Raw genomic sequence first — 19,380 nt, forward strand, 5'->3', positions numbered from 1 at the left:
AAATAAATGCCCAAAATATGAGTGCAGACATCAATAAAAAGTCATTCATTTCTCAAAATACTTTAATGACTATGGAAGAAAATTCTATAAAAGACCTAAGTATTTCAGAACAAAAAGTCATTGATATGACAAACAGATTTTATCTTGAAATTTCTAAAAATCTCCTTTCTGACAGAGAATATGAAATTTTAGAAAAAATACTTATTAAAAAAAGTACGTTGAATAAAGTTTGTGAAGAATACGGAATCTGTGCTGAAAGGATACGGCAGATTTATACTGAAGTATTTTTTAAAATAAAATCTGTATCAGAAATATTTAAAGATATAGATGCTCTAAAAAATATGAGAAATCAGCTTCGGAATGAATGTATTTCACGAAGAAAAAAAATTCCTCAAAAAAAACAAAAAATAAAAATATCTCTGAATAAGAAGCTTATCAACAGTGGTTTCCCGTTCAGCAAAAGGCTATGGAATATATTGAGTTCTATAGATTGTCATACTTTAGAGGATCTAACTAAAGTGCCACTGGAAAACTATTTAAAAGTAAGAGGTTTTAAAGGAAAATGTATGAAAGAAATTTTACAATTCATCGAATTTGAGAATATTGAAAATGAATTTGAAGGCTTCCATAAATTAAAAAAAATATATAATTCATAATACCCCGCAAACTTTTTTCAAAAACATTACCGCCAAAGTAGAGCTATGTTTTGGAAATGGGGTTGCTCCGATTTTCGCAAAAATGCGTTTCCGACCAAAGGGAGGAAATGCATTTTTGCCCACTTTAACCTTTTTTGAGTGTCTTACAATAAATTATCTTTGCTTTCATTATTATTCCAGTAAAAATCTTCCAATTTCCAAGTATGGTTTCTAATTTGATACACCAAATCTTTTAATTCATCGGAATAGTCAGTTTCACCAAATTTCATTTCTATTTCAGTTTGTATAGTCCACAAAGACCTACTCAAAAAATTAATATATTTTTTTAATTCATCAATTCTATCTGAAGAAAGCGAAACGTTTTCTCCAATAATATAATTTTCAGTAACAAACATATCGCTTGAAATGAAGTATTCTCCATCTGTACTTTTTACAAAGCCTAAATTTAATGCTACTTTTTCGGAAGCTTCAAAATTAGCCAAACCAATTTCAAGCTCTTTTATGGTTATTCTTTGTTCATCTCTGGTAAGAAACAAATGAGGAAGTATTGTATTCTTCATTGCTTCTGTCAAATGCCCTTTACCTCTAAAATCGGGATGAACAAACCAATGCAAATCTCTTTTCATATCAAATACAATGGCAACAAAAATATTCTCATTATTCTTTATCAAATAAAAAATGTCCGGTCCATCATAGGAAGTTACACTATCGGTCAATTTTGGCTTGTCCAACCAAATTTTAGCAAAATCAACATTAGAACTTATTGGTCTACAATAAATCAAACTAGACGATGTATCATTTTTATTTAATTTTTCAATTAACGACTGAAGAGAATCACTTGTCATGCTATCAATAATTATGTTTAAGGTTTCACCATTCTATTTCATAAATATCATCGTCATCGTCTAACTCTAAATCTTCAATGGCACAATTATGTTTTTTTGCTTCAGATTGAAGAAAATTAAGTAAACCTTTGTATTCCTCGGTAGAATATATAGACGTTCTAAGTAGGTCAGCTAATTTTCTGAAAGAATTCTTTCCACCTTTCATTTCAAAAAATGTTGCGTTTATATTTCTCATATAAAGATATAAATATTCGTTTCCCGCATCGATAGCATCATTCAAAAATGGTAATAGTTTTTTTGCTCCTATAGAATCATAGCTTTCCATTGCCCTTTCAATCCAATATTCGAGGTGTAAAAACATTGCTATTTCTCCTTTATTGCTTTCTACCATTCTCATATTATATCTCAATGCCGCTATAGAAAATACAATGTGTACCCAAGAAACTTTAAAGCCTAAATATGGAATTTCTTCAAAGGAATAATGACTACTATTTCTGGTTAGCCTACTTCCATATGATGCTTTTCGGATTTCATAAGAAAAACTGCTAATCAATTTATTTTTGTCTTCATAACCTTTGATGTGAAGGAGATTTTCATCATTCCAAAATTTTGAAATAACTTCATATAAGTATTCCAAATCTTCACGAGTTCCCCATAACTCAACCCCTAATCCTTTTTTTGTTGGTACAGCATAAATCATTTTAGATAGATTTGTTTTAGACAAATATAAACAAAGAGAATTTTTCTAAAAAATAATATTTACTTTCAAAATATAAATCCCGCAACCTTTTTTCAAAAACATTACCTCCAAAATAAGGCTATGTTTTTGAAATGGGGTTGCTCCGATTTCCGCAAAAATACGTTTCCGACCATAGGGAGGAAATGTATTTTTGCCGTCCGCCCCGATTTTCGGGGTTGTAGCTAGACGGCTTGTTTTACAGTTTTATCGGTTGGGAATGGAAATTTTTCAGATTAAGAAAAAATCCCCTGTTTTCGGTCAGCCCATTACGAAATAGATTCCATAAAAGTGAACTTCCCATTTGTGCCAATACCGAATTAATATACAAATCCTGCTTTTCCAATGCTTCTGCAAGTGAACAGCTTGGGGTATCGTCCTGTTCTTCGGATTGTTTCAAAAGTTCTCCAAATTCTTCCGTAACAAATGGAAGATTTGACACCGTTTCATATTTCTCGGATTTGGGCTGTCTGATGTCCCCAACTGTTGAAAGCAATACCTGTCCTGTAAATTGGCTATTCCCCATATCAATCCAATATTTCGGTTCGTTGTTGTAATTCCTGTACTCGTTTTTTCCTTTCAGAATTTCTGCAACTTCAAACCTTGCTTTTACGCTGTCCACACAGGTAACTGTAATGGTTGCCTTTGCATTTTCGGGAAATCTTTCAAAACGGTCTTTTTCAAATTTTACAGTTTCGGCTTTCCAACTTGTCCCGAAAAAACGATTTACACGATTGATTAAGGCAACAGATTTATACAATCCTGTTTCACTTTCTGCAAAACGCTGTCTGCCTAAATTGGCATTTGTGATAATATCATCATCCCATAAACGAACCTGCAATCCTGCGTGTCTTAGTTCAATTAAGGAATGGTTCATTTCCGCTAAAGCGGTTAAAACTTTTGAACCTGTTCCTCCTGCTCCAATAAGGTTTACCGAAATCGGATTGGTAGGATTCAGTAAGTCGTTATCTACAAAATGAACTGTTGGTTTTGTTATATTCATCATAATAGATTTTTGAGGGTTTTATTGTTCTTCTTTAATATGTCGGCAGGAAAATCTTCATTTTTTTCCATTAATTTTTTCCAAAGATTTACACAGTTTCCTTTTATCGGATTGTAGTTGTCCAGTAAGTGACTGAAATAAGAATTGAAAAAATAATCTTCCCAAGCGGTGGTCAATTCTTCTACGGAAGCTGAATTTTTGATATTGACATCCACCGTTCCCATACATACTGCTCCGTCCTCATACACATTGAAAAATGGGGCATAATACAAAGGTGTTTTTTCTGTTGGTCTTTTGTCACTTGTCAATGCAAAAACCGAAAGGTTTTCTTTATCGGCAAACCAAAGCATTGCAGGAACATGGGCTTTTCCATTGGGAATTTCCAAATTCTTCACAAAATACATCTGTCGCTCCTGTGATTTAGTGTACCAAAGTACAGAACCGTTTTGGCTAGGGTCGATATTCAGAATGTTGATTGGTAAAATCCCTTTTGATTTTAGAAAAGTTTTGTCCTTTTCTTCATCAGTATGTAATGATTTTGCTAATGCTTTTGCTTCATTTACGGTCAAAGGATGGGCGTTGATTGGATTGCCATTCCTATCCATATCAAAATGCTCGACATACATCGTTGCATTGTTATCTAAGGATTCATAAAAAACCAATGCAGATTTTGGCTCATATAATGCCCCGAAGTCATTTGCTATATCAATTATTTCGTTCATTTTTATTATTTTAAGGAGTTAATATTTTATATAAATCTTCCATTAGGGTAAAAAAGCGATTTTCAAAATTAAAATCTGCTTTGCTCAATTCAGTTCCATTAATAGGAGTATATATGGTAGGCTCTTCAATACTTCCGTATTCGTTGAACTCTGCATTAATGCTTTCTTCTATATTATCATATAGGCAACCTTTAGTATCGGCAACAAATGAAATATACATATCCATACCGATTGCTCTATTTTCATCATCATCAAAATATGGGTTTTTATCGGGGGTTGGCTGATTTCTGAAAATGCTTGTTTCCGGATATTCCGTATAAAGGGTAAAAGCATCGGAAGCCACTTTATAGCAATCGTGGTCGAAATCAGTACGGCTTTTAAAATGGTTCAAACGCTTTTCAAATAGTTCCAGATTTTTACGGTTAAATAGTTTTTTCTCTATCTTGTCGCCTATTGTTTTTGAGATTTTAAATTCACGTCTGAACTCCTGCATATCTTCTTCAGCTTCATCGCCCTGTTCTATCCAATCCTCGTGCATTTCGTATATCCAATACATATAACTGTTCTGTTGTCTGTAATACGGTACATCTGCAATATGATACAGATAACTGCAAACCGAAAGCAGTAATTGAGCATTCTGTTTATGTTTTGGGTCTTTCAGCATTTGAAAAAGCGGTACAATGGGAACATAATAAAGAGATGTTCCTGTATAATATCGTTCCTCTTTCACAAAAAGAATTTTTCGATTGTTCCGTATCAGCTTAAAACTATTCCAATCTTCATTGACCTGCTCCACTTTATTTTCTAAATCCCACATCGCCAAAGCTATATTATAAGGAAATCCAAAATCTTTGGTCTGCATCGGCTCTATATTGTATTGTCGGGCAAAATTGGAAAGGGATTGATAAAAATCCCTTTCTATTTTTAACCTTTCTTTACAATCCTGTACGGTTGGCATTTCTTCCTGTTTTGGAAGAAAACGACACTTCAGAAAACCATTGAAAGCATTGCTGTCGGTACGGATTTCTGTTGGTCTTTCTGTATTTCGTGTGCTGTTTTGGGTCTTTGAAGCCACTTTGCGAAGTCGCCCAATTGCCAATGTAATATTTGTTGTTCTTTTTCTTCGGGAAGACTGATTTTTCCCGATATGATGTTGCGTTGCATAGTTCATCGTTTTAAAATTTTGGTTTAACCTTTTGTACCCATTACGCTCTCGAATTTGTATTCTACAGCATCATCTTTGATTTGTGGTGCGGAAACTTTGGCAGTAGTTAAAATAGGATAAGTATTGGCGTAAAAATTCATTACGGCTTCTACACTCCATTTGGGTTCGGGGTCAGTCAGTTTTATTTCCTGTCCGTTGTCTTTCAGTATGAAAACTCTTTCTAATAGGGTTGCTAATAACATTGTTCTGATTTTTGAGATTAAACATTTTCATTGGCAGGTTCTGTAAAAAGACTTGGGGCAAAATGCTTTTCGTATTCAGCCTGCTTCTTGCGAATAGTTTCTGCGAAATCGGGGTTTTCCGATACTTTCGGAAGTGCTGACCACGCTTCTTTGTATTTACTCTCTTTTTCGAGTGCTTCGGCTTTCTGAAAAGCATCTTTGTATTTCTTCTCTTTGGCTTCTTTTTCCTTTTTCTCCTTGTCGGTCTTTTCTTTTTCCATTGCAGATTTCTTTTTGACTTCTTCCAGTTGCTTCATGAAGCTTTCCATATCTACCATTAGTCCCGAAGCAGTCTGTAATGGTGCAGAAATACTATCAAAAAAACCGTTGTCTAATTCTTCTGCCGTGCCCTTTAGATTTAAGGGCGGTATCAATTTTCTTGCTTCATCCCCGCACTGCTCATTATTGAGCAGTACAGAAAGGACAAAACTGTTTTCTTCTGTTGGTCTTAGGGTGAAGTGTAAATCACCTGTAAGATTTAATTTCGCTATATGTCTGAAAAAATTGGTTTGCATTGTTTAAAATTTTTATTGCTGTTTAATAGATTTTAGGTAAATGTCATAGCGTTCCGTTATATCCTTTCCTTTTCTGAAATTCAACTTTGTATAACTGAAATGCTCTTCAAAAAACTTAACTTCTTTAGTAATTAGGTTAATCGTGTATCGGTACGTTGCGTTGGTTCGCCTTTCATCCATCGTACAATGTTCTGATAGTAGAGCCATTTCCTGTTCGCTATCGTCAAATGAAAGAAGTGGCAATAAAATTTGTTCTACAATATAACCCTGTTCGGGTGCGGAACTGCTATCGGCAACACATATAATGGATTTTCCATTGCTCAATTTGATATGTAAGTTTGAACGTGTCATAACTATTGATTTTTAATAATCTTAAACTGATTTTTGATTTTTCGTTCCAAAAGGATTTGCAAGATTTCGCTATCGCTTTCATATTCTTTGTCCTCAAAATGATAGCAATCGTTTTCTTCATCATACTCATATTGTTCAAAATCTTCGTCTTCGAGATAAATGTCTTGAAGTATTTCATTGTGATGTATTGCCTGTCCGTAGATAAGATTTCCCATCTCTTCGTAATCCTGCACAAAATCTACTTTGTAATATTCTGCTATCTCTTGGATAATTTCAATATTGGGCGACCATCTGGTCTGATACTGAAATACTGTTGTTTCTTCATTATCAAAATACAAATCGAAAAAATATCCGCCATTGTATTGATTTACAAAGTCGGGAAGTTGCCCTTTTTGTTCCTGCTGTTCTTTTGTTGCCATGCTTTGAAACAGCCATTTTATCTGTTCTATCGTTTCGGGATTACCCTCGAAAACCACTGTATTACTGCACCAGTTTGCCATAATTTCTGATTCTTAAAGATTATTCGATTTCATAAATGTATGTTCCACTTGTTTTGAATGGATTGATTCCTTGTGTCATTCTGATTTCTGATTTGAATATTTTAGAAAGTTTCCTTGCATAGCGTATTGCTGTGATTCTATCGCAATGAGTTTGGTAATAAACCTCAATGTTTTCCCATTCTCTTTTGTCGTTTCGATTTTTCATTTGAAAATTAAATTGTGCTTCCATAATTCTCTGTGATTAGGTTAAAATGGCAAATCGTCATCAGTTTCATCAGCAAAAGGATTACTATTGTTATTTTGTGGATTTACCGTTGATGCATTATTGAATTCAGATTTTTGCTTTCCACCATGCAATTTGATGTTTGATGTACGGAAGTTCAATCCCGATTTGATTTCTCCGTCCTTTCCTATCCACGCACTACTGCTTGTTCTACCCGATAATTCCACTAAAGTTCCTTTAGTAAGAAACTCTGCTATTTTGGTATTTATCCAATAAGAGCAATTGTAATAGGTGGTTTGTTCTTTACGTTCCCCTTGTTTGGTTTTGTAGCTGTCATTAATGGCTACCGAAAAGTTCACGACTTTTTTGTCGTTTTTTAAGATGTTGATTACTGCATTTTGAGTAATTCTGCCTACGATGATGTTCATAATTTTTCGATTTAGTTTGTTAATTTTTTAATTGATTTTTTGTCTGTTATTGGTTGAAATTTTCGAGTGAATTGATTAGGTATCGAGGACACTCGGCTTTTTTCTTTTTCCGTATTTTCCAAGTTGGAAATGCGGTATTTTTTGTTGGTTTTTATTTTTGTTTTTACCGTTGATGTCAAAGAACGTCTTGGGTTGAATTGATTCGTACAACTGAGGTTCCGGCTTTTTCTTTGCCGATGATTACAGCACAGTATCAGGTACACAAAACCCGATTCAATTCCCGTAATTGCTTACAAGTTTTGAATCGGGCTTGAAATTTTTTTGTCCGAAGGATTTAGGAGTGTCTGAAAAGATTTTTGGAACTTGTGGAGAAAATGTTTTTAGAAACCCAAAAAGATTTTTTTGAGTGAATGATGCTGTGCTACATTTGCAACAGTAAAAAGTAAAACCGCAGTCAGGAAATCATTCAACGACGTTTTGTCAACGTAAAACCAAAAAGGAAACCCCTGAAGAAAATGGCTTTTCCAACGTCTTTTGAAGATTGAAAAAATTAGTTATAGTCAGATTTTTATTTAGTTTCTTTTTTAAAAAATATATTTAAAAAGTTTACATTAAAAAACTGATAACCTTAATCAATTTTACAAGTGAATTTTTAAAAGAAAATTTAAAAAATACAACTATTCAGAAAAATACAGAAAAACAGGTTGACAAAAATAATAGCAACACAGAGAGTTTTCAGAAGGTCTAAGTCGAAAATTCAAATCATGAAATTGAATAATAAATTTTTAATCTCTCAAGTTCTTTCATCATGTATCTAAATTCAATATACTCTAGTTAAGAAACCAAAATATTATTTTTAATACGACGTGTTTTGTCGTTACTATGGCGGAAATTTGTTTCATAACGACAAAATAAGAACTAAAATGATTTTTAATTTATTCCAAAATCTAAAACAATTAAAAATTAATAAGTATTTTATCAATATTGTATTTTATACTAGTAAAAATAATTATTTTTGGTTTATGATTGATAAAAAACTAAGACTTGAAACTTCAATTAGTAATTCTGGAGAAATTTTTAATCTTAATAACATTCAAATTCTTAAAAATAAAAATTACTATATAAAAGATATACCATTAGATGGTGATGCTCCAAAACAATTCATTTTTGTGTATGAGTATATTAAAAATTCAAAATTAAAAAAGAAAAACTTAGAGACATGGACCCCATATATTGCAAAAACAGCCGAAAAATGGTATCCTCATGAATCTATTATAGAATTTGCAATAAATAGGATTGGTGATATTTTATGTCTGAAAATGAATGAAGCTAGACTAGTGATTGCGAATAATCAAATAAGATTTTTAAGTAAATTTTTTTTAAGTTCTGAAGAAGAAGTCTTAGTTCATGCTGCAGATATTTGTGGTGAATATATAGGAAACTTTGATGAAGCTAGATATATAGCAAATAATAGAAAAATGGCAAGAGAACTATTTACTTTTGAGTTTGTAAAAGATGCTATTAGAAATGTTTTTCCTGATGAATTTGAATATATCATGCAAGAGTTTGTTAAAATGCTGACTTTTGATGCTATTGTAGGTAACAATGATAGACACTTTTACAATTGGGGTATAATAAGGAATATCAAAAATACAAAAAATAGTGTTATCTTTGCACCAATATATGACTCGGCACGAGGATTGCTTTGGAATTTTGACGAAGCAAATATTGAAAAGTATCTTATTAATTATGATAGAGATAATGGAACTTTAATAGATAAATATTTAAAGAATTCATGTCCAAGAATTAGTATAGAAGATGATAAATCAATTAATCATTTTGAATTAATCAAATTTCTGTGGAATTATAATGATGAATTCAAATCCATAATTGAAGAGCTTATAAACGACGAAATGGAAAATAATATATTAAATTTATTAGAAAAAGAGATTTTTATTTATTTTTCAGAGCAAAGAAAAAAAATTATACGAATTATTATTAAAGAAAGATTTCAAAAATTAAAAAGTAAATTATGTTAGGATTAGGACGTATTTTAGCAATTTTACGAAAAGAAGGAGCTTCTGTACCAGTAGACGAAATTATAGATGCTTCTAAGGGTTATGAATTACAACCAATTGTAAAGAGTTTTAACTTATTTTTAAAAGATTTAAAAGTAGGGGTATTGTCGTATTCGAAAGAAAATGGAACATGGTATTTTGAATATTCGGAAGAATTTAAACATAATAGTAATAATTATAATTTAATAATAGGCTTTCCAGATATAAATAAACGATATGAGAGTGATCGCTTATGGCCATTTTTTAACATTCGTATTCCAGGATTAAAACAGCCTAAGGTTAAAGAAATATTAATAAAAGAAAATATTAGTCCTGACGATAATGTTCAATTATTAGAACGATTTGGAAAAAGATCCATTAGTAATCCATTTGAACTGGAAGTAAACGTTTAATAAATGTTTTAATTTAATATAATGAAACCCTCTAAAATAGAGGGTTTCTTGTTTTTCAGCCTTAAATCTTTCTTATATATTTTTATACTAAAAATAAAATCAATACTAAAATAAATCGTGCTTTTTGCATTATTGTCAACCTAAAATTACCATAACGAATTAGTTTTATTCGACTTTTTTAAGATTATGCCATTTTAAAGCATCTGTTCTACTTGTAATAATACTGAAAGATCTTTTGGTTTTACTTGCTGCTTTTTTAGCTTTTTCTAAAACTATTTCATAATCTTTTTTATCTAGATCAAATGGTATTACTTTATTGTAGAAATATTCTCCATCAGGTAAATGATATTCTATATTATCATCACTTTCAATTGTTTTATTAAAGTCTTCTCTTTCCATTTCTTGATGAAGAATTTCATAGTCATCTGAATCAGCATTATGCAACTCAATCCTAGTAATAAATCTTGCCATGAATAAATATATTTTTGTTAGATCCAAAAATAATTAAAGATGTATAAAGTATTTTACGGTAATCCGTAAAGAGTAAAAATTTCCTTAATTTAAGATTGGTATAAACTAGTATACTATTATCAAATATAATTAGAAATTAGGAAGGGATACCGTGCAAGGTTCTGCCACAATCATTTTATTGTTCTCTTAAGAACAGAATGGATGGAACTTAGGGTAAGTTTAGATAGCTTAGTATTCCAAAACGGCTTATTTTTATTAATGACCAAAAGTTTTTTATCATACATATCAAATTCGGTCACAAAACAAGAATAAAGTAGTTTGACCATAGAGATGGGTACGTTCTTTTGATTATGACGCAACGTGCAATACAAAGAGGATGAGGCATCACTTTTAACATATAGGTATTGGGATAAAATCTGTTCCTTTAAAAATATTTTTCTCCCCTTGGAAGTCCAGCCACTTAAACGCTTTACCCTTCCTTTGTCTGAAACGGCGAAACGGTCTTCAAAACCAGGTATTACCTTCCAAAGCTCTTCCGGCAGATCTTTCAAAGATAGATTCATGCAGGCAGGCGGATTATTCTTATCAATGGTTGGTTTCCCAAGTCTGTTCCAGAGTAATTTATTGAGTATAGGAATTGAATGGTCAGGTTTTGGAGTAACCAGAAAATCTTCTTTTTCCGGAGGCTGGCTTTTTAAAAACCATCGAAAACCTCCCGCTGTTAAAAATTCTTTATTGATAACGTCCATGATTCTTTCACATCTTATACCGATCGTTTTTTCAGCATCATACATACTTTCAAAACTTGCTACCAGCTCACCTTCAACGGTATATTGACAAACGGACTGTAAATAAATCGTATTTCGGTTTCTGGCGCGGTTCATGCTGAAAGTTTTATACCGATTTTCACTACATGAAATTTTCTCCAGATTACTCCAATGCAAATGAAGCCTGTTACCATCTTTGCAGGAAATGATAATATTGCGGTCATTAAAATCAAATTTTTCAATGAAATGATAATACACCAAACGAGCAACAGACTTTCGGTAGTTCTCCCCTTCTGAAGATAAAGTGCAATGAACCTGATAAAAATTACTTTGAAGATACTGATTAAACTGTTTTACGAATGTCAGCTTCATAATCATCTCAGGTTCTTTTTTTCCCTTTTTCTTACCGGGTAAAAAAGTCCAGCGCTCAAGACTCTTTAAACGCCCATAATTAGATATTGCATAATTCTCAAAATCATCAATCAACTTCCATTCTTCATCAGGAAGGTCTGTTAAAGAGGTATTGTAAAGTACTTCTTTAACATATTGATCTTCTAATTCAAATAGCAGTTTCATTGCTAATTTTAATTAATATGAATATAGATAAAATTTCTCAGTAAAATTAATGTATAACTGGTAAAAAAAATGTAAATCCTTCTGCAATGTGCTACAGAATGCAATAAACGATTATATTTGCAAACCTATTAAATAATTTATAAAACATTCTTATGAAAGAACTTATTGAAAAAATTAATGCTGAATTTGCAGCATTTTCTAAAGACGCTGAACAACAAGTTGAAAAAGGAAACAAGGCAGCTGGAACAAGAGCAAGAAAATCTGCTCTGGAATTAAGCAAATTGTGCAAAGATTTCAGAAAAGTTTCTGTAGAAGAATCCAAAAAATAAACTTGTCAAAACTAACTTCCCTGCTTTACAAGCAGGGATTTTTATATCCAGAACAGGATACAGATAATACTTTTTAATTTTCCTTTTTGCAAAACCACTCATTCAAATCCTTATAACCATGGTAAATTAAAGAACAGTCTTCCACATTCTGATATTGATTTTGAATTCTTGCTTTAACTGTGTTTCCATTGGCATCATTATCAAGAAACAAAGAAATTTTATCATATTTCTTAAGCTTTTTTTCGACTTTGTAAAGCATTACCGTAGAGTTTAAGATCAGATAATCACAATTAGAGTGTTCTCTTTCAAGATTCCTGAAGGTTAAATAGTCAAAAAAGCCCTCGAAAACGGCAATCTCACTGTTCGGATTATTTTCACTTTCAATCAATGTAATATCTTTATTCCCTAGGCAAATTTTAGAATAAAGATTTCGGATTTCAAAACCACCAGAATTGTTCTGGAAACCGATCCCGAAATATTTCTTCCCTTCTAATTCGTAATGAATTTCCTTAATCAGAAGCTTTTGCTCAAAAACTTTTCTGGATTTCAAATACTGAATTAAAGCAGGATGCCGTATTTCTTTAATTTCTAAAATTTTATATGATGTTTGAAATTGTATTTCTTTATTCAAAGATTCATTTTGCATTGAAAAATTAAATGTCGAAAGGTATTTCAACGCTTCCGAAACAGAACATTTTTTCATCAGTTGCACAATAGAAATCACATCATAGCTTTTTCCGGTTCCAAAGTCAAACGCTGTATTTTTCACAAAATCAACGGAAAGACTGGGAACTTTTTCTTCTCTGTCCAATGCGAAATAAAATGCGGTCTTCCTGTTTTCTTTAACAGGAAAAAGATGAAAAGATTCGAGAACGGTTCTGATTCCTATTTTTTGTTTGATTTCTTCGCAATTCATTTTTTTTCTTTTTTAAAGCAATTTTTTTATCCACATTTTCCTTTTAAATAAAAAAAGACTTTTTAATTACTTTTATAATACTTTTAATTACGTGCTGCATCGCCCTATGGAAAAGGGTTTCAGTCACTTTTTCGGTGAGTGCAATTCCGAATTCCGGTGAGTGCAATTCCGAAAGTGGAGTGAGCGCAATTCCGAAAACTACCCCTATTTATGGTGAGTGCAATTCCGAATTCAATTTTTAGTTTTCGGTTGATATTTGGTATTATCCACAATATTTTATGGTTATCCACTTTTTTGAAGGATTCAAAAACATGGGAGTGAGTGCAATTCCGAATTCGCAGTCAAAAAATCGAATATTTTAACATTTTCTTAACTTTAGTGAGTGCAATTCCGAATTCCGGGTGAGTGCAATTCCGAAATCAGACAATGATCGGGTAACCGTTGGGGAGTATTTCTCCCATTTTGGTAGTCCTGTATAATTTTATAATGAGCTCCTGAATTTCATTCAGAAAAGCAATTCCCCGAAATTCTGTTGTTTTAATTCCTTTCATTCGATTTATCTGGATAAACTCTTTGAAAGCTTTTTCTATCAATACCCTGGTTTGTGGAATATGCCTGTACTGATGAAAGAACTGCAACATTTCAATTTCCTTCAAACCATATCTTTTTTTGAAATACATCAATCTTCGGTTGATTTTTTGACTCTGTTCAGGAAACGTTTCGCCTGACCCGGGTGGAATTTTTGTATTTATAGATAGATTATTGCTATCTAAAATCGTTTTTGTCAAAAATGGAATAATGGAAATTGAATCCTTGTTGTAGGTATAGTTGAACGATAATGTATTGAAAGTATTCAAACCGATTCTTGCGGGTTTTAAAAATTTAAAGCAAAAATCCTTAGTTGTTTTGTAATTCAATCCAAACTTTTTATTCAGTGTATGGAGTTTTAAAACCGTTCCGTTTTCAGGAAGCTTTGAAAGCCATATCGCAAAAATAATATGCTTATTGTTTCTGATATTGTAGACCAGATTGTATAGGATATAGTTGTATTCAGGGATAATCATCAGCCTTTTCAGCCAATAGCTGCTGATGAGAAAACTGGTAAAGCCTCGCTGGTCATAGCTCGGAGTGGAGATTAAGCCGCCAAAGGTTTTAATCTCCTTCCCTTTTGAATTGAGTGATTTGTACCACGCCATTTTGAATTTGGCAAGAAATTCATAGGCATCTATCACCTGCTTTGTTGAACCGCTAGGAGAGATTTTACTATTCCTGATCTTAATGGAAGCAAAAATATTGTTCTCGGTTTCAAATTCTTCATCAAATAATGACAGTTGTTTCGGACGGTCTTCAGGACGAAACTGCTCACTGCTGATTATGGAAATAATATTGAAGATCACCCGAAGCGCATTGATGGGGATATCCGCAGCCTGATGGTCTTCAAAAATAAAATCATCCACAAAATGGTTTCCCAGACGTATTTTGTCAGGAACTTTTTCAGTTTTATCTTCAAATTTTTTACGGACAAGCCTTATATCTTTTTCGGGAACAGCCATTATCGTATTCTGCTATGTTTAATTAATCATCTTAAATTGTAATTTTCAATCATCCGTATTCAATCACAATTCAATTTTTTACCTTTCTGTCTTATAGAATGGATACAGTTTTTTTGGTCATTCAACTTTTTTGGATCAGAAGATTTAGGTCGTTTGATATCTGGAATTGAGTCAATACGCATGGTATTGTCATCGGTCTTATTGATCATATAAGGAAAAGTATTTTTCAAAGAAGATTTCCAGTTGGTAATGGGCCTGTCCGAAACACTTCGCCAATGATTACCAACCCAGGATAAGTATTTTTTCTCAATCTCGGAGTCCAGCGATGTTTCGTAGCCCTCCAACGTTTGGGCAAACGCTATAAATTCTTCCAGAGAAGGAATATCAGTCGCTTCAAAATGATATTTTAATGGATTAACAGGTAAAGGTTCGCTTTGTTGTACTGTTATTTCCTCTGTATTTTGAATAGGTACAACAACCGATGATGCATTTTCATCTTTTTTAACTATTGAAGGATTGATTTTTTTTCTGGTTTTTACCTTTTGAGCTTTTTCAGATTCGGAAATCTGCGCATCATAATCTGGCAGTAATTGGTAGGAACAAGCTCTCCCCTTCTTATTTTTATACTGAATTAATCCAATGCTACCCAGCTTTTCTTTTGTTGGTTTTATCGTATTTCTTGCCAGTCCTAAAACTTTACTGACATCAACATCGGAAACAATTATATCATATCCTTTGTTATCATTTCCTAATTTTAGCAGATACAGATACATTGCAATGGCATTGGAGCCGAGATGCATTTTTTGGTTCAAATCCCAAAATCTTTGTATAAGTTCCTGATAGTGCTTCATTATTTTTTGGCAAAAAGCTTTAATGCCTTTTCTTTGTTAATGATGATGATATTCCCTCTTTGAATAATGGCATTATTTAATATACCGGAAGACTTAATCTCCGAAGCTTTTGAAACAGAACAGCCAAGTAGCTTTGCCAATCCTTTCAGTCCATACTCATATTTGCCTTCAGAGCTAAGTTCTTTGCAAACTTCCAGAAATTCTTCAACCGTAAGCTTCCAGATAGGGGTTAGTGGATCTATGTTTTTCATTGACTGTTATTTTTAGTTCGTACGTTTCTATCACTTTTCTTCAGTTCAGAAATCCAGTTCCTTGCGGCAGCCTCCCAACTGGTCATTAATTTACTGTTGTACAATAACCAATTCCTGGATTGATAAAAGGAATAAAAAGCAGATGCTTCTGCAGAAGGAAAATCCCGCTCGTTAAAATAGAGTTCTACTTCATTAAACATCGGTGCGGTAAAATGGTACTCCTTTCCCGAAAATGCTTTTTGATCCTGAACTAAAGTACTTTCAACTATCGCTTCGCTGTCAAAATTTGTCATTTCAATTAAACTGCCCCTGTATGCGTTATAGCTGGGGGAATAAATGATGAATCCTGCCTGATGCAGTTCTCTGATACATTTATGGTAGGTAGCCAAAGATTTTATTTTACTCACTTTCATGACATCTTCACGGTTAATCCGAAAAGGATTCCGAAAGCTGTTGAAACTCCACAATTGAAAAAGTGAAACGTACATGCTGATATGAGATGGAAGCAAGCGATCATCTTTAATTATGCGTTCAAAAAAATCGATGATATTTTTAGTCTGGTTCATATAATTCAGATTAAAAATTAAGATTGGGTGCCTTCCATTAGCTTCTGAATATCTTTGTAATTGTAATAGAGGGTTCCCCCCACCTTACTACAGGACAAAGTCCCATTGATCCTCAGATTCTGTAAGGTTCCTGAAGATATATTGAGTAGCTTTTTGACCTCGGAAGTCCGAAGCCATAATTTTTGTTCTGTACTATTCTCTTTGAGAAGATGTCTGATACCTTCCAGAAGTTCAGTTTTAAACTGCTGAAGGTCTTCCTTGGTAATAACTGATATATCCATGATTTCAAGATTGTTTTGTCTGACAAAATTTCAAAATCACAGAAAATATCTTTCGGTAGCTTTTCGGTACTACCGAAAGATTTCTTTGTATCAGCTATTAATAAACAGGTTTACAAGTAAAAATCAATGGAATTATTCATTGAAAGCTCAAGAAAAGCTGGAAAATCAGATATAATAAAATAAATATCTGCTTTTCATCGTAAAAATTGGTCTAAAAACATCATAATTCATATTATACATCCAAATCCTCAAGAAACTGGTCTAAATTTTTCTTAAGTAACGTTATAAATTTGGTTCTGTCGGTTTTTCGTAATCTTATTTCACCTAATGTTTTGTGGTAATTGCCTAAATTAATATTCAAAGCGTTTTCCGCCCACCTGAAAATTTCGGCAAGATCTGAATGACCTCCGTTGAAACATTTGGTTTGATGAAGTGAATACAACAACTCGATTAAGGCAACCTTCGGAGCCGTCCATTCCAGGTTCTTAATATGAGCTATTGAACTTTCCTGACGGTCTTTTGAATCGATTTTACCTGTTAAGTACTGATCTAATAAATCATTCCCAAGAATTTGAGAAACAATATGGTCGTGAGAAGTTGAGAATCCTTCATCATAGCTGTACAGTTCCGGACTGAGCTTTAGTTTGAAATCAATTTTGAAACGGAGAAAGTATTTCTTATCCAGATAGGTAGATTTCCGACGGTAGTAGCTGATAAATTCTTTTTGCTCATTATAGAAATACAAAAGATTAGCTCTTTCTTTTTCATAATAGGCTTGTAATGCATGAGGATCAGCATAAGGCTTGGAGGCTTCTATTGCCAAAACTTTGGAGTAATAAATATACACCGCTACGAATTGCGGTTTGGTTTTCTTGAAAAAAAAAATCTCATCACTCCAATCCGAGAACCGGTACTGCTTTAAAATATCCTTAAGTTGCCTAATGGCTGTGTCGGTTTCCATCAGGATCTCTTCAGCCCGAATGACAATATCATTATCGCTTCTGTTAATCTGGTCTACGGTTGTTGTCAGTTGTTTCCATAGCTGATCAATTTTCTTTCTGAAATTTTCTCGGTTCATACGTCTATTTTTTTATTTAATGTTACTTTTAACGTAAAAACCGGACTAATGGTAAAAAAATCAGGATTTTTCCAGTTCTTCCTTTCTCTTTCTTATAAAATCAACCGGTCTCATACCATTGATCTCCATAAAATGTATGGAAAAAACCTGCCTGCTTGTCATTCCGCATTCTTCAGCAAGACTATCAATTGAATAATTGAGGTATTTGCTATTCTCCAAAAGCAGATTGGTGATGTATTGAATACGCAAAACTTTAAGGTATCTATTAAATGTCATCTGATAATGTTCATTGAGAACATATGATAATTGCGTACGATGACTTCCTATCATCTTAGCAACAATTGGAAGGGTAAGATTTTTCTTGAGAAAAAATTTTTTGTTTTCAAAAAGTTCCAGATGGCTTTTGACTTCATCAATGATTTCCTGATTGTATGTGCTTCTCCCATAGGAAGGAATATTGGAAGTACCTTCGAAAGCATCATATTTTTTAGAATCATTAAATCTTTGCAATAATTCCTGATACTTAATGTCAATTTCATGCTCTCTTTTTTTTGAATTCCGAAATCTCCAAATTGAAAAACCTGCTAATAGCAATAAAAGAATACCAATGGCAATGGAAATATATAAAAGTACAAGACCATTATGATGCTCCTCTTCAAGTTGCTTTTTCTCTGCTAATAAAGTACCGGTATCATATTCACGGTAGATTTTTGAAGACAGCATGGCAAAGTCGGCATTGATGATGGAGTCCGCCTTTAAAAGCTGATTGGTATAATATAGCTGCTTTTTAGAGTTCCGGCTTTGCTTGGCATCTTTGATCAGATATTCATAACCTTCCCTGATCTCCGGGGTAATAAACCGAAATTTATTGACCAGTGAATCTACTTTATTAAGATAATGCAATGACTTTGTTCTGTTGCCTCTCTGCCAATACAGCTTTCCCAGGTAAAAATAGACGGTATTCAATGACGTATAATCCTGATTATGGATTAAAATATCCTGCGAAAGCTCAAGATGTGTTAAAGCTTCATCCGATTTTCCTGCTTTTAAAAGCTGAACTCCTTTCCCTTTCTGAAAATATCCATACTCTATAGAAAGTTCACTCGTATTTTGCAGTCTTTCCAGACCAATAGTAATAAGGGAATCTTCTTTGCGGTATAAATGCAGGTTTTTATAGCAGGTACTTAAACGGTAAATACTGTTGAAATATCCGGATTCATTATTGAGCTTCAGATTAGGATGAATATTTTCCGACATATGACTTTCAAAGTAGCCGGCGGCTTCTTCAAAATGCTCAGCTGCTTCCTTATAATACCCCAAATAGCATTTGACCATTCCTAAATGGTAGATGATTTTATTTTTAAGGTAATCATCCTTTGAATCTTTTGAAAATTTAAACGCAAGAAGATACTGATCTAAAGCTAATCTATACTGTCTTCGGTTGTAATAATAAATAATTCCTTTTCCAAGGTAAGCTCTGGAAATCTGACTCGGATTATTGTACTTTTTTGCAGTAATAATCGTACTGTCTGCATAGGAGAGTTTTCTATCTATACTTTTGTTATAGTAAATCGCTTCCTCATATCCTTCAATCAGTTTACTTAAATTACGTTCATTCTTTGCTTTATCAATATACCTATTGACAAAAGACATTGCCCTATCGTCATTTTCAGAATAAGACTCAAACAGACCATAAATTTTATCATAAGATTCTTTGAGGTATTTTTCCTGTCGTTCCTGACCTTGTATGGATAACAAAATCAAATTAAAAATAATCAATAATATCTTATTATTATAGAACATAATGGAAAAATATATTCAAATTTAATAAAAGTCATCAATTAAA

General features: G+C 32.7%; 25 protein-coding genes. 4 read left to right on the forward strand and 21 right to left on the reverse strand.

Going from position 1 to position 19,380, the window contains the following annotated elements:
• Nucleotides 1-17 precede the first annotated feature (17 nt).
• A complete protein-coding gene (locus tag QO190_RS05605) occupies nucleotides 18-656 on the forward strand; it encodes a hypothetical protein (protein WP_371462042.1) in 639 nt (212 codons plus the stop codon).
• Nucleotides 657-799: 143 nt separating this feature from the next.
• Here QO190_RS05605 and QO190_RS05610 read toward each other — a convergent pair whose 3' ends face one another.
• The 11 genes from QO190_RS05610 to QO190_RS05660 form a co-directional block, all read right to left on the reverse strand.
• Complete coding sequence (locus tag QO190_RS05610; protein WP_281715102.1) at nucleotides 800-1,501, reverse strand: GNAT family N-acetyltransferase; 702 nt, start codon at nucleotides 1,499-1,501, stop codon at nucleotides 800-802.
• A gap of 25 nt (nucleotides 1,502-1,526) precedes the next feature.
• Nucleotides 1,527-2,201, reverse strand: a complete 675-nt coding sequence (locus QO190_RS05615; protein WP_371462043.1) for a hypothetical protein — start codon at nucleotides 2,199-2,201, stop codon at nucleotides 1,527-1,529.
• A gap of 235 nt (nucleotides 2,202-2,436) precedes the next feature.
• Nucleotides 2,437-3,240 (reverse strand): PRTRC system ThiF family protein, encoded by an 804-nt coding sequence (locus tag QO190_RS05620; RefSeq protein WP_371462113.1) that lies wholly within the window; start codon nucleotides 3,238-3,240, stop codon nucleotides 2,437-2,439.
• Nucleotides 3,240-3,962 carry a PRTRC system protein B gene (locus QO190_RS05625; protein WP_371462044.1) on the reverse strand — a complete coding sequence of 241 codons (723 nt, stop codon included), beginning with the start codon at nucleotides 3,960-3,962 and terminating at the stop codon, nucleotides 3,240-3,242. The genes QO190_RS05620 and QO190_RS05625 overlap by 1 nt, the downstream gene beginning before the upstream one ends.
• 10 nt (nucleotides 3,963-3,972) lie before the next feature.
• The gene (locus QO190_RS05630) at nucleotides 3,973-5,133 is read right to left on the reverse strand and encodes a hypothetical protein (protein ID WP_371462045.1); all 1,161 of its coding nucleotides are present in this window, start codon (nucleotides 5,131-5,133) and stop codon (nucleotides 3,973-3,975) included.
• 17 nt (nucleotides 5,134-5,150) lie between these two features.
• Nucleotides 5,151-5,369 (reverse strand): PRTRC system protein C, encoded by a 219-nt coding sequence (locus tag QO190_RS05635; RefSeq protein ID WP_371462046.1) that lies wholly within the window; start codon nucleotides 5,367-5,369, stop codon nucleotides 5,151-5,153.
• 17 nt (nucleotides 5,370-5,386) lie between these two features.
• Nucleotides 5,387-5,923, reverse strand: coding sequence for a PRTRC system protein E (locus tag QO190_RS05640; protein ID WP_371462047.1), 537 nt, complete (start codon nucleotides 5,921-5,923; stop codon nucleotides 5,387-5,389).
• A gap of 12 nt (nucleotides 5,924-5,935) precedes the next feature.
• Nucleotides 5,936-6,274 carry a penicillin-binding protein gene (locus QO190_RS05645; RefSeq protein ID WP_371462048.1) on the reverse strand — a complete coding sequence of 113 codons (339 nt, stop codon included), beginning with the start codon at nucleotides 6,272-6,274 and terminating at the stop codon, nucleotides 5,936-5,938.
• 2 nt (nucleotides 6,275-6,276) lie between these two features.
• On the reverse strand, nucleotides 6,277-6,774 hold the full coding sequence (locus tag QO190_RS05650) for a hypothetical protein (RefSeq protein ID WP_371462049.1): 498 nt from the start codon (nucleotides 6,772-6,774) through the stop codon (nucleotides 6,277-6,279).
• 19 nt (nucleotides 6,775-6,793) lie between these two features.
• A complete protein-coding gene (locus QO190_RS05655; protein WP_281715094.1) occupies nucleotides 6,794-6,979 on the reverse strand; it encodes an addiction module toxin RelE in 186 nt (61 codons plus the stop codon).
• A 41-nt stretch (nucleotides 6,980-7,020) separates the two neighbouring features.
• Nucleotides 7,021-7,425 (reverse strand): single-stranded DNA-binding protein, encoded by a 405-nt coding sequence (locus QO190_RS05660; protein WP_281715093.1) that lies wholly within the window; start codon nucleotides 7,423-7,425, stop codon nucleotides 7,021-7,023.
• Nucleotides 7,426-8,348: 923 nt separating this feature from the next.
• Between QO190_RS05660 and QO190_RS05665 the strand changes: the two genes are divergently transcribed.
• Entirely contained in the window at nucleotides 8,349-9,464 is a 1,116-nt protein-coding gene (locus QO190_RS05665; protein ID WP_371462051.1) for a HipA domain-containing protein, read from the forward strand.
• Nucleotides 9,458-9,895 carry a HipA N-terminal domain-containing protein gene (locus QO190_RS05670; protein ID WP_371462052.1) on the forward strand — a complete coding sequence of 146 codons (438 nt, stop codon included), beginning with the start codon at nucleotides 9,458-9,460 and terminating at the stop codon, nucleotides 9,893-9,895. The genes QO190_RS05665 and QO190_RS05670 overlap by 7 nt, the downstream gene beginning before the upstream one ends.
• Before the next feature lie 165 nt (nucleotides 9,896-10,060).
• Here the strand turns inward: QO190_RS05670 and QO190_RS05675 are convergent, their stop codons facing one another.
• Together QO190_RS05675 and QO190_RS05680 are read right to left on the reverse strand one after the other, a co-directional pair.
• Nucleotides 10,061-10,366 (reverse strand): hypothetical protein, encoded by a 306-nt coding sequence (locus QO190_RS05675; protein WP_371462053.1) that lies wholly within the window; start codon nucleotides 10,364-10,366, stop codon nucleotides 10,061-10,063.
• A 170-nt stretch (nucleotides 10,367-10,536) separates the two neighbouring features.
• Nucleotides 10,537-11,709, reverse strand: a complete 1,173-nt coding sequence (locus tag QO190_RS05680; RefSeq protein WP_371462054.1) for an NUMOD4 domain-containing protein — start codon at nucleotides 11,707-11,709, stop codon at nucleotides 10,537-10,539.
• 152 nt (nucleotides 11,710-11,861) lie between these two features.
• Here QO190_RS05680 and QO190_RS05685 point away from each other — a divergent pair, with 152 nt between their 5' ends.
• A complete protein-coding gene (locus tag QO190_RS05685; protein WP_371462055.1) occupies nucleotides 11,862-12,038 on the forward strand; it encodes a histone H1 in 177 nt (58 codons plus the stop codon).
• A 73-nt stretch (nucleotides 12,039-12,111) separates the two neighbouring features.
• Here the strand turns inward: QO190_RS05685 and QO190_RS05690 are convergent, their stop codons facing one another.
• From QO190_RS05690 to QO190_RS05725, 8 genes are all read right to left on the reverse strand, one after another.
• A complete protein-coding gene (locus QO190_RS05690) occupies nucleotides 12,112-12,954 on the reverse strand; it encodes a toprim domain-containing protein (RefSeq protein ID WP_371462056.1) in 843 nt (280 codons plus the stop codon).
• Nucleotides 12,955-13,373: 419 nt separating this feature from the next.
• The gene (locus QO190_RS05695; RefSeq protein WP_371462057.1) at nucleotides 13,374-14,507 is read right to left on the reverse strand and encodes a hypothetical protein; all 1,134 of its coding nucleotides are present in this window, start codon (nucleotides 14,505-14,507) and stop codon (nucleotides 13,374-13,376) included.
• A 59-nt stretch (nucleotides 14,508-14,566) separates the two neighbouring features.
• Entirely contained in the window at nucleotides 14,567-15,358 is a 792-nt protein-coding gene (locus QO190_RS05700) for a hypothetical protein (RefSeq protein ID WP_371462058.1), read from the reverse strand.
• The gene (locus QO190_RS05705; protein WP_371462059.1) at nucleotides 15,358-15,609 is read right to left on the reverse strand and encodes a DUF3853 family protein; all 252 of its coding nucleotides are present in this window, start codon (nucleotides 15,607-15,609) and stop codon (nucleotides 15,358-15,360) included. The genes QO190_RS05700 and QO190_RS05705 overlap by 1 nt, the downstream gene beginning before the upstream one ends.
• A complete protein-coding gene (locus QO190_RS05710; RefSeq protein ID WP_371481276.1) occupies nucleotides 15,606-16,022 on the reverse strand; it encodes a hypothetical protein in 417 nt (138 codons plus the stop codon). The genes QO190_RS05705 and QO190_RS05710 overlap by 4 nt, the downstream gene beginning before the upstream one ends.
• 170 nt (nucleotides 16,023-16,192) lie before the next feature.
• Nucleotides 16,193-16,456 (reverse strand): helix-turn-helix domain-containing protein, encoded by a 264-nt coding sequence (locus tag QO190_RS05715; protein ID WP_371462061.1) that lies wholly within the window; start codon nucleotides 16,454-16,456, stop codon nucleotides 16,193-16,195.
• Between the two features lie 232 nt (nucleotides 16,457-16,688).
• Nucleotides 16,689-17,534, reverse strand: coding sequence for an RteC domain-containing protein (locus QO190_RS05720; protein ID WP_371462062.1), 846 nt, complete (start codon nucleotides 17,532-17,534; stop codon nucleotides 16,689-16,691).
• A 60-nt stretch (nucleotides 17,535-17,594) separates the two neighbouring features.
• The gene (locus QO190_RS05725) at nucleotides 17,595-19,337 is read right to left on the reverse strand and encodes a helix-turn-helix domain-containing protein (protein ID WP_371462063.1); all 1,743 of its coding nucleotides are present in this window, start codon (nucleotides 19,335-19,337) and stop codon (nucleotides 17,595-17,597) included.
• Nucleotides 19,338-19,380 lie beyond the last annotated feature (43 nt).

It is taken from the genome of Cloacibacterium sp. Arc13, from assembly GCF_041431305.1.
Lineage (GTDB): Bacteria > Bacteroidota > Bacteroidia > Flavobacteriales > Weeksellaceae > Cloacibacterium > Cloacibacterium caeni_B.

Coding starts and splice junctions, on each gene's coding strand:
- QO190_RS05675 (WP_371462053.1), bottom strand. CDS start 10,366: ATGGCAAGATTTATTACTAGGATTGAGTTGCATAATGCTGATTCAGAT.
- QO190_RS05680 (WP_371462054.1), bottom strand. CDS start 11,709: ATGAAACTGCTATTTGAATTAGAAGATCAATATGTTAAAGAAGTACTT.
- QO190_RS05630 (WP_371462045.1), bottom strand. CDS start 5,133: ATGAACTATGCAACGCAACATCATATCGGGAAAAATCAGTCTTCCCGA.
- QO190_RS05650 (WP_371462049.1), bottom strand. CDS start 6,774: ATGGCAAACTGGTGCAGTAATACAGTGGTTTTCGAGGGTAATCCCGAA.
- QO190_RS05725 (WP_371462063.1), bottom strand. CDS start 19,337: ATGTTCTATAATAATAAGATATTATTGATTATTTTTAATTTGATTTTG.
- QO190_RS05640 (WP_371462047.1), bottom strand. CDS start 5,923: ATGCAAACCAATTTTTTCAGACATATAGCGAAATTAAATCTTACAGGT.
- QO190_RS05645 (WP_371462048.1), bottom strand. CDS start 6,274: ATGACACGTTCAAACTTACATATCAAATTGAGCAATGGAAAATCCATT.
- QO190_RS05635 (WP_371462046.1), bottom strand. CDS start 5,369: ATGTTATTAGCAACCCTATTAGAAAGAGTTTTCATACTGAAAGACAAC.
- QO190_RS05605 (WP_371462042.1), top strand. CDS start 18: ATGAGTGCAGACATCAATAAAAAGTCATTCATTTCTCAAAATACTTTA.
- QO190_RS05705 (WP_371462059.1), bottom strand. CDS start 15,609: ATGAAAAACATAGATCCACTAACCCCTATCTGGAAGCTTACGGTTGAA.
- QO190_RS05685 (WP_371462055.1), top strand. CDS start 11,862: ATGAAAGAACTTATTGAAAAAATTAATGCTGAATTTGCAGCATTTTCT.
- QO190_RS05655 (WP_281715094.1), bottom strand. CDS start 6,979: ATGAAAAATCGAAACGACAAAAGAGAATGGGAAAACATTGAGGTTTAT.
- QO190_RS05670 (WP_371462052.1), top strand. CDS start 9,458: ATGTTAGGATTAGGACGTATTTTAGCAATTTTACGAAAAGAAGGAGCT.
- QO190_RS05615 (WP_371462043.1), bottom strand. CDS start 2,201: ATGATTTATGCTGTACCAACAAAAAAAGGATTAGGGGTTGAGTTATGG.
- QO190_RS05700 (WP_371462058.1), bottom strand. CDS start 15,358: ATGAAGCACTATCAGGAACTTATACAAAGATTTTGGGATTTGAACCAA.
- QO190_RS05710 (WP_371481276.1), bottom strand. CDS start 16,022: ATGAAAGTGAGTAAAATAAAATCTTTGGCTACCTACCATAAATGTATC.
- QO190_RS05715 (WP_371462061.1), bottom strand. CDS start 16,456: ATGGATATATCAGTTATTACCAAGGAAGACCTTCAGCAGTTTAAAACT.
- QO190_RS05665 (WP_371462051.1), top strand. CDS start 8,349: ATGATTTTTAATTTATTCCAAAATCTAAAACAATTAAAAATTAATAAG.
- QO190_RS05625 (WP_371462044.1), bottom strand. CDS start 3,962: ATGAACGAAATAATTGATATAGCAAATGACTTCGGGGCATTATATGAG.
- QO190_RS05620 (WP_371462113.1), bottom strand. CDS start 3,240: ATGAATATAACAAAACCAACAGTTCATTTTGTAGATAACGACTTACTG.
- QO190_RS05660 (WP_281715093.1), bottom strand. CDS start 7,425: ATGAACATCATCGTAGGCAGAATTACTCAAAATGCAGTAATCAACATC.
- QO190_RS05690 (WP_371462056.1), bottom strand. CDS start 12,954: ATGAATTGCGAAGAAATCAAACAAAAAATAGGAATCAGAACCGTTCTC.
- QO190_RS05720 (WP_371462062.1), bottom strand. CDS start 17,534: ATGAACCGAGAAAATTTCAGAAAGAAAATTGATCAGCTATGGAAACAA.
- QO190_RS05695 (WP_371462057.1), bottom strand. CDS start 14,507: ATGGCTGTTCCCGAAAAAGATATAAGGCTTGTCCGTAAAAAATTTGAA.
- QO190_RS05610 (WP_281715102.1), bottom strand. CDS start 1,501: ATGACAAGTGATTCTCTTCAGTCGTTAATTGAAAAATTAAATAAAAAT.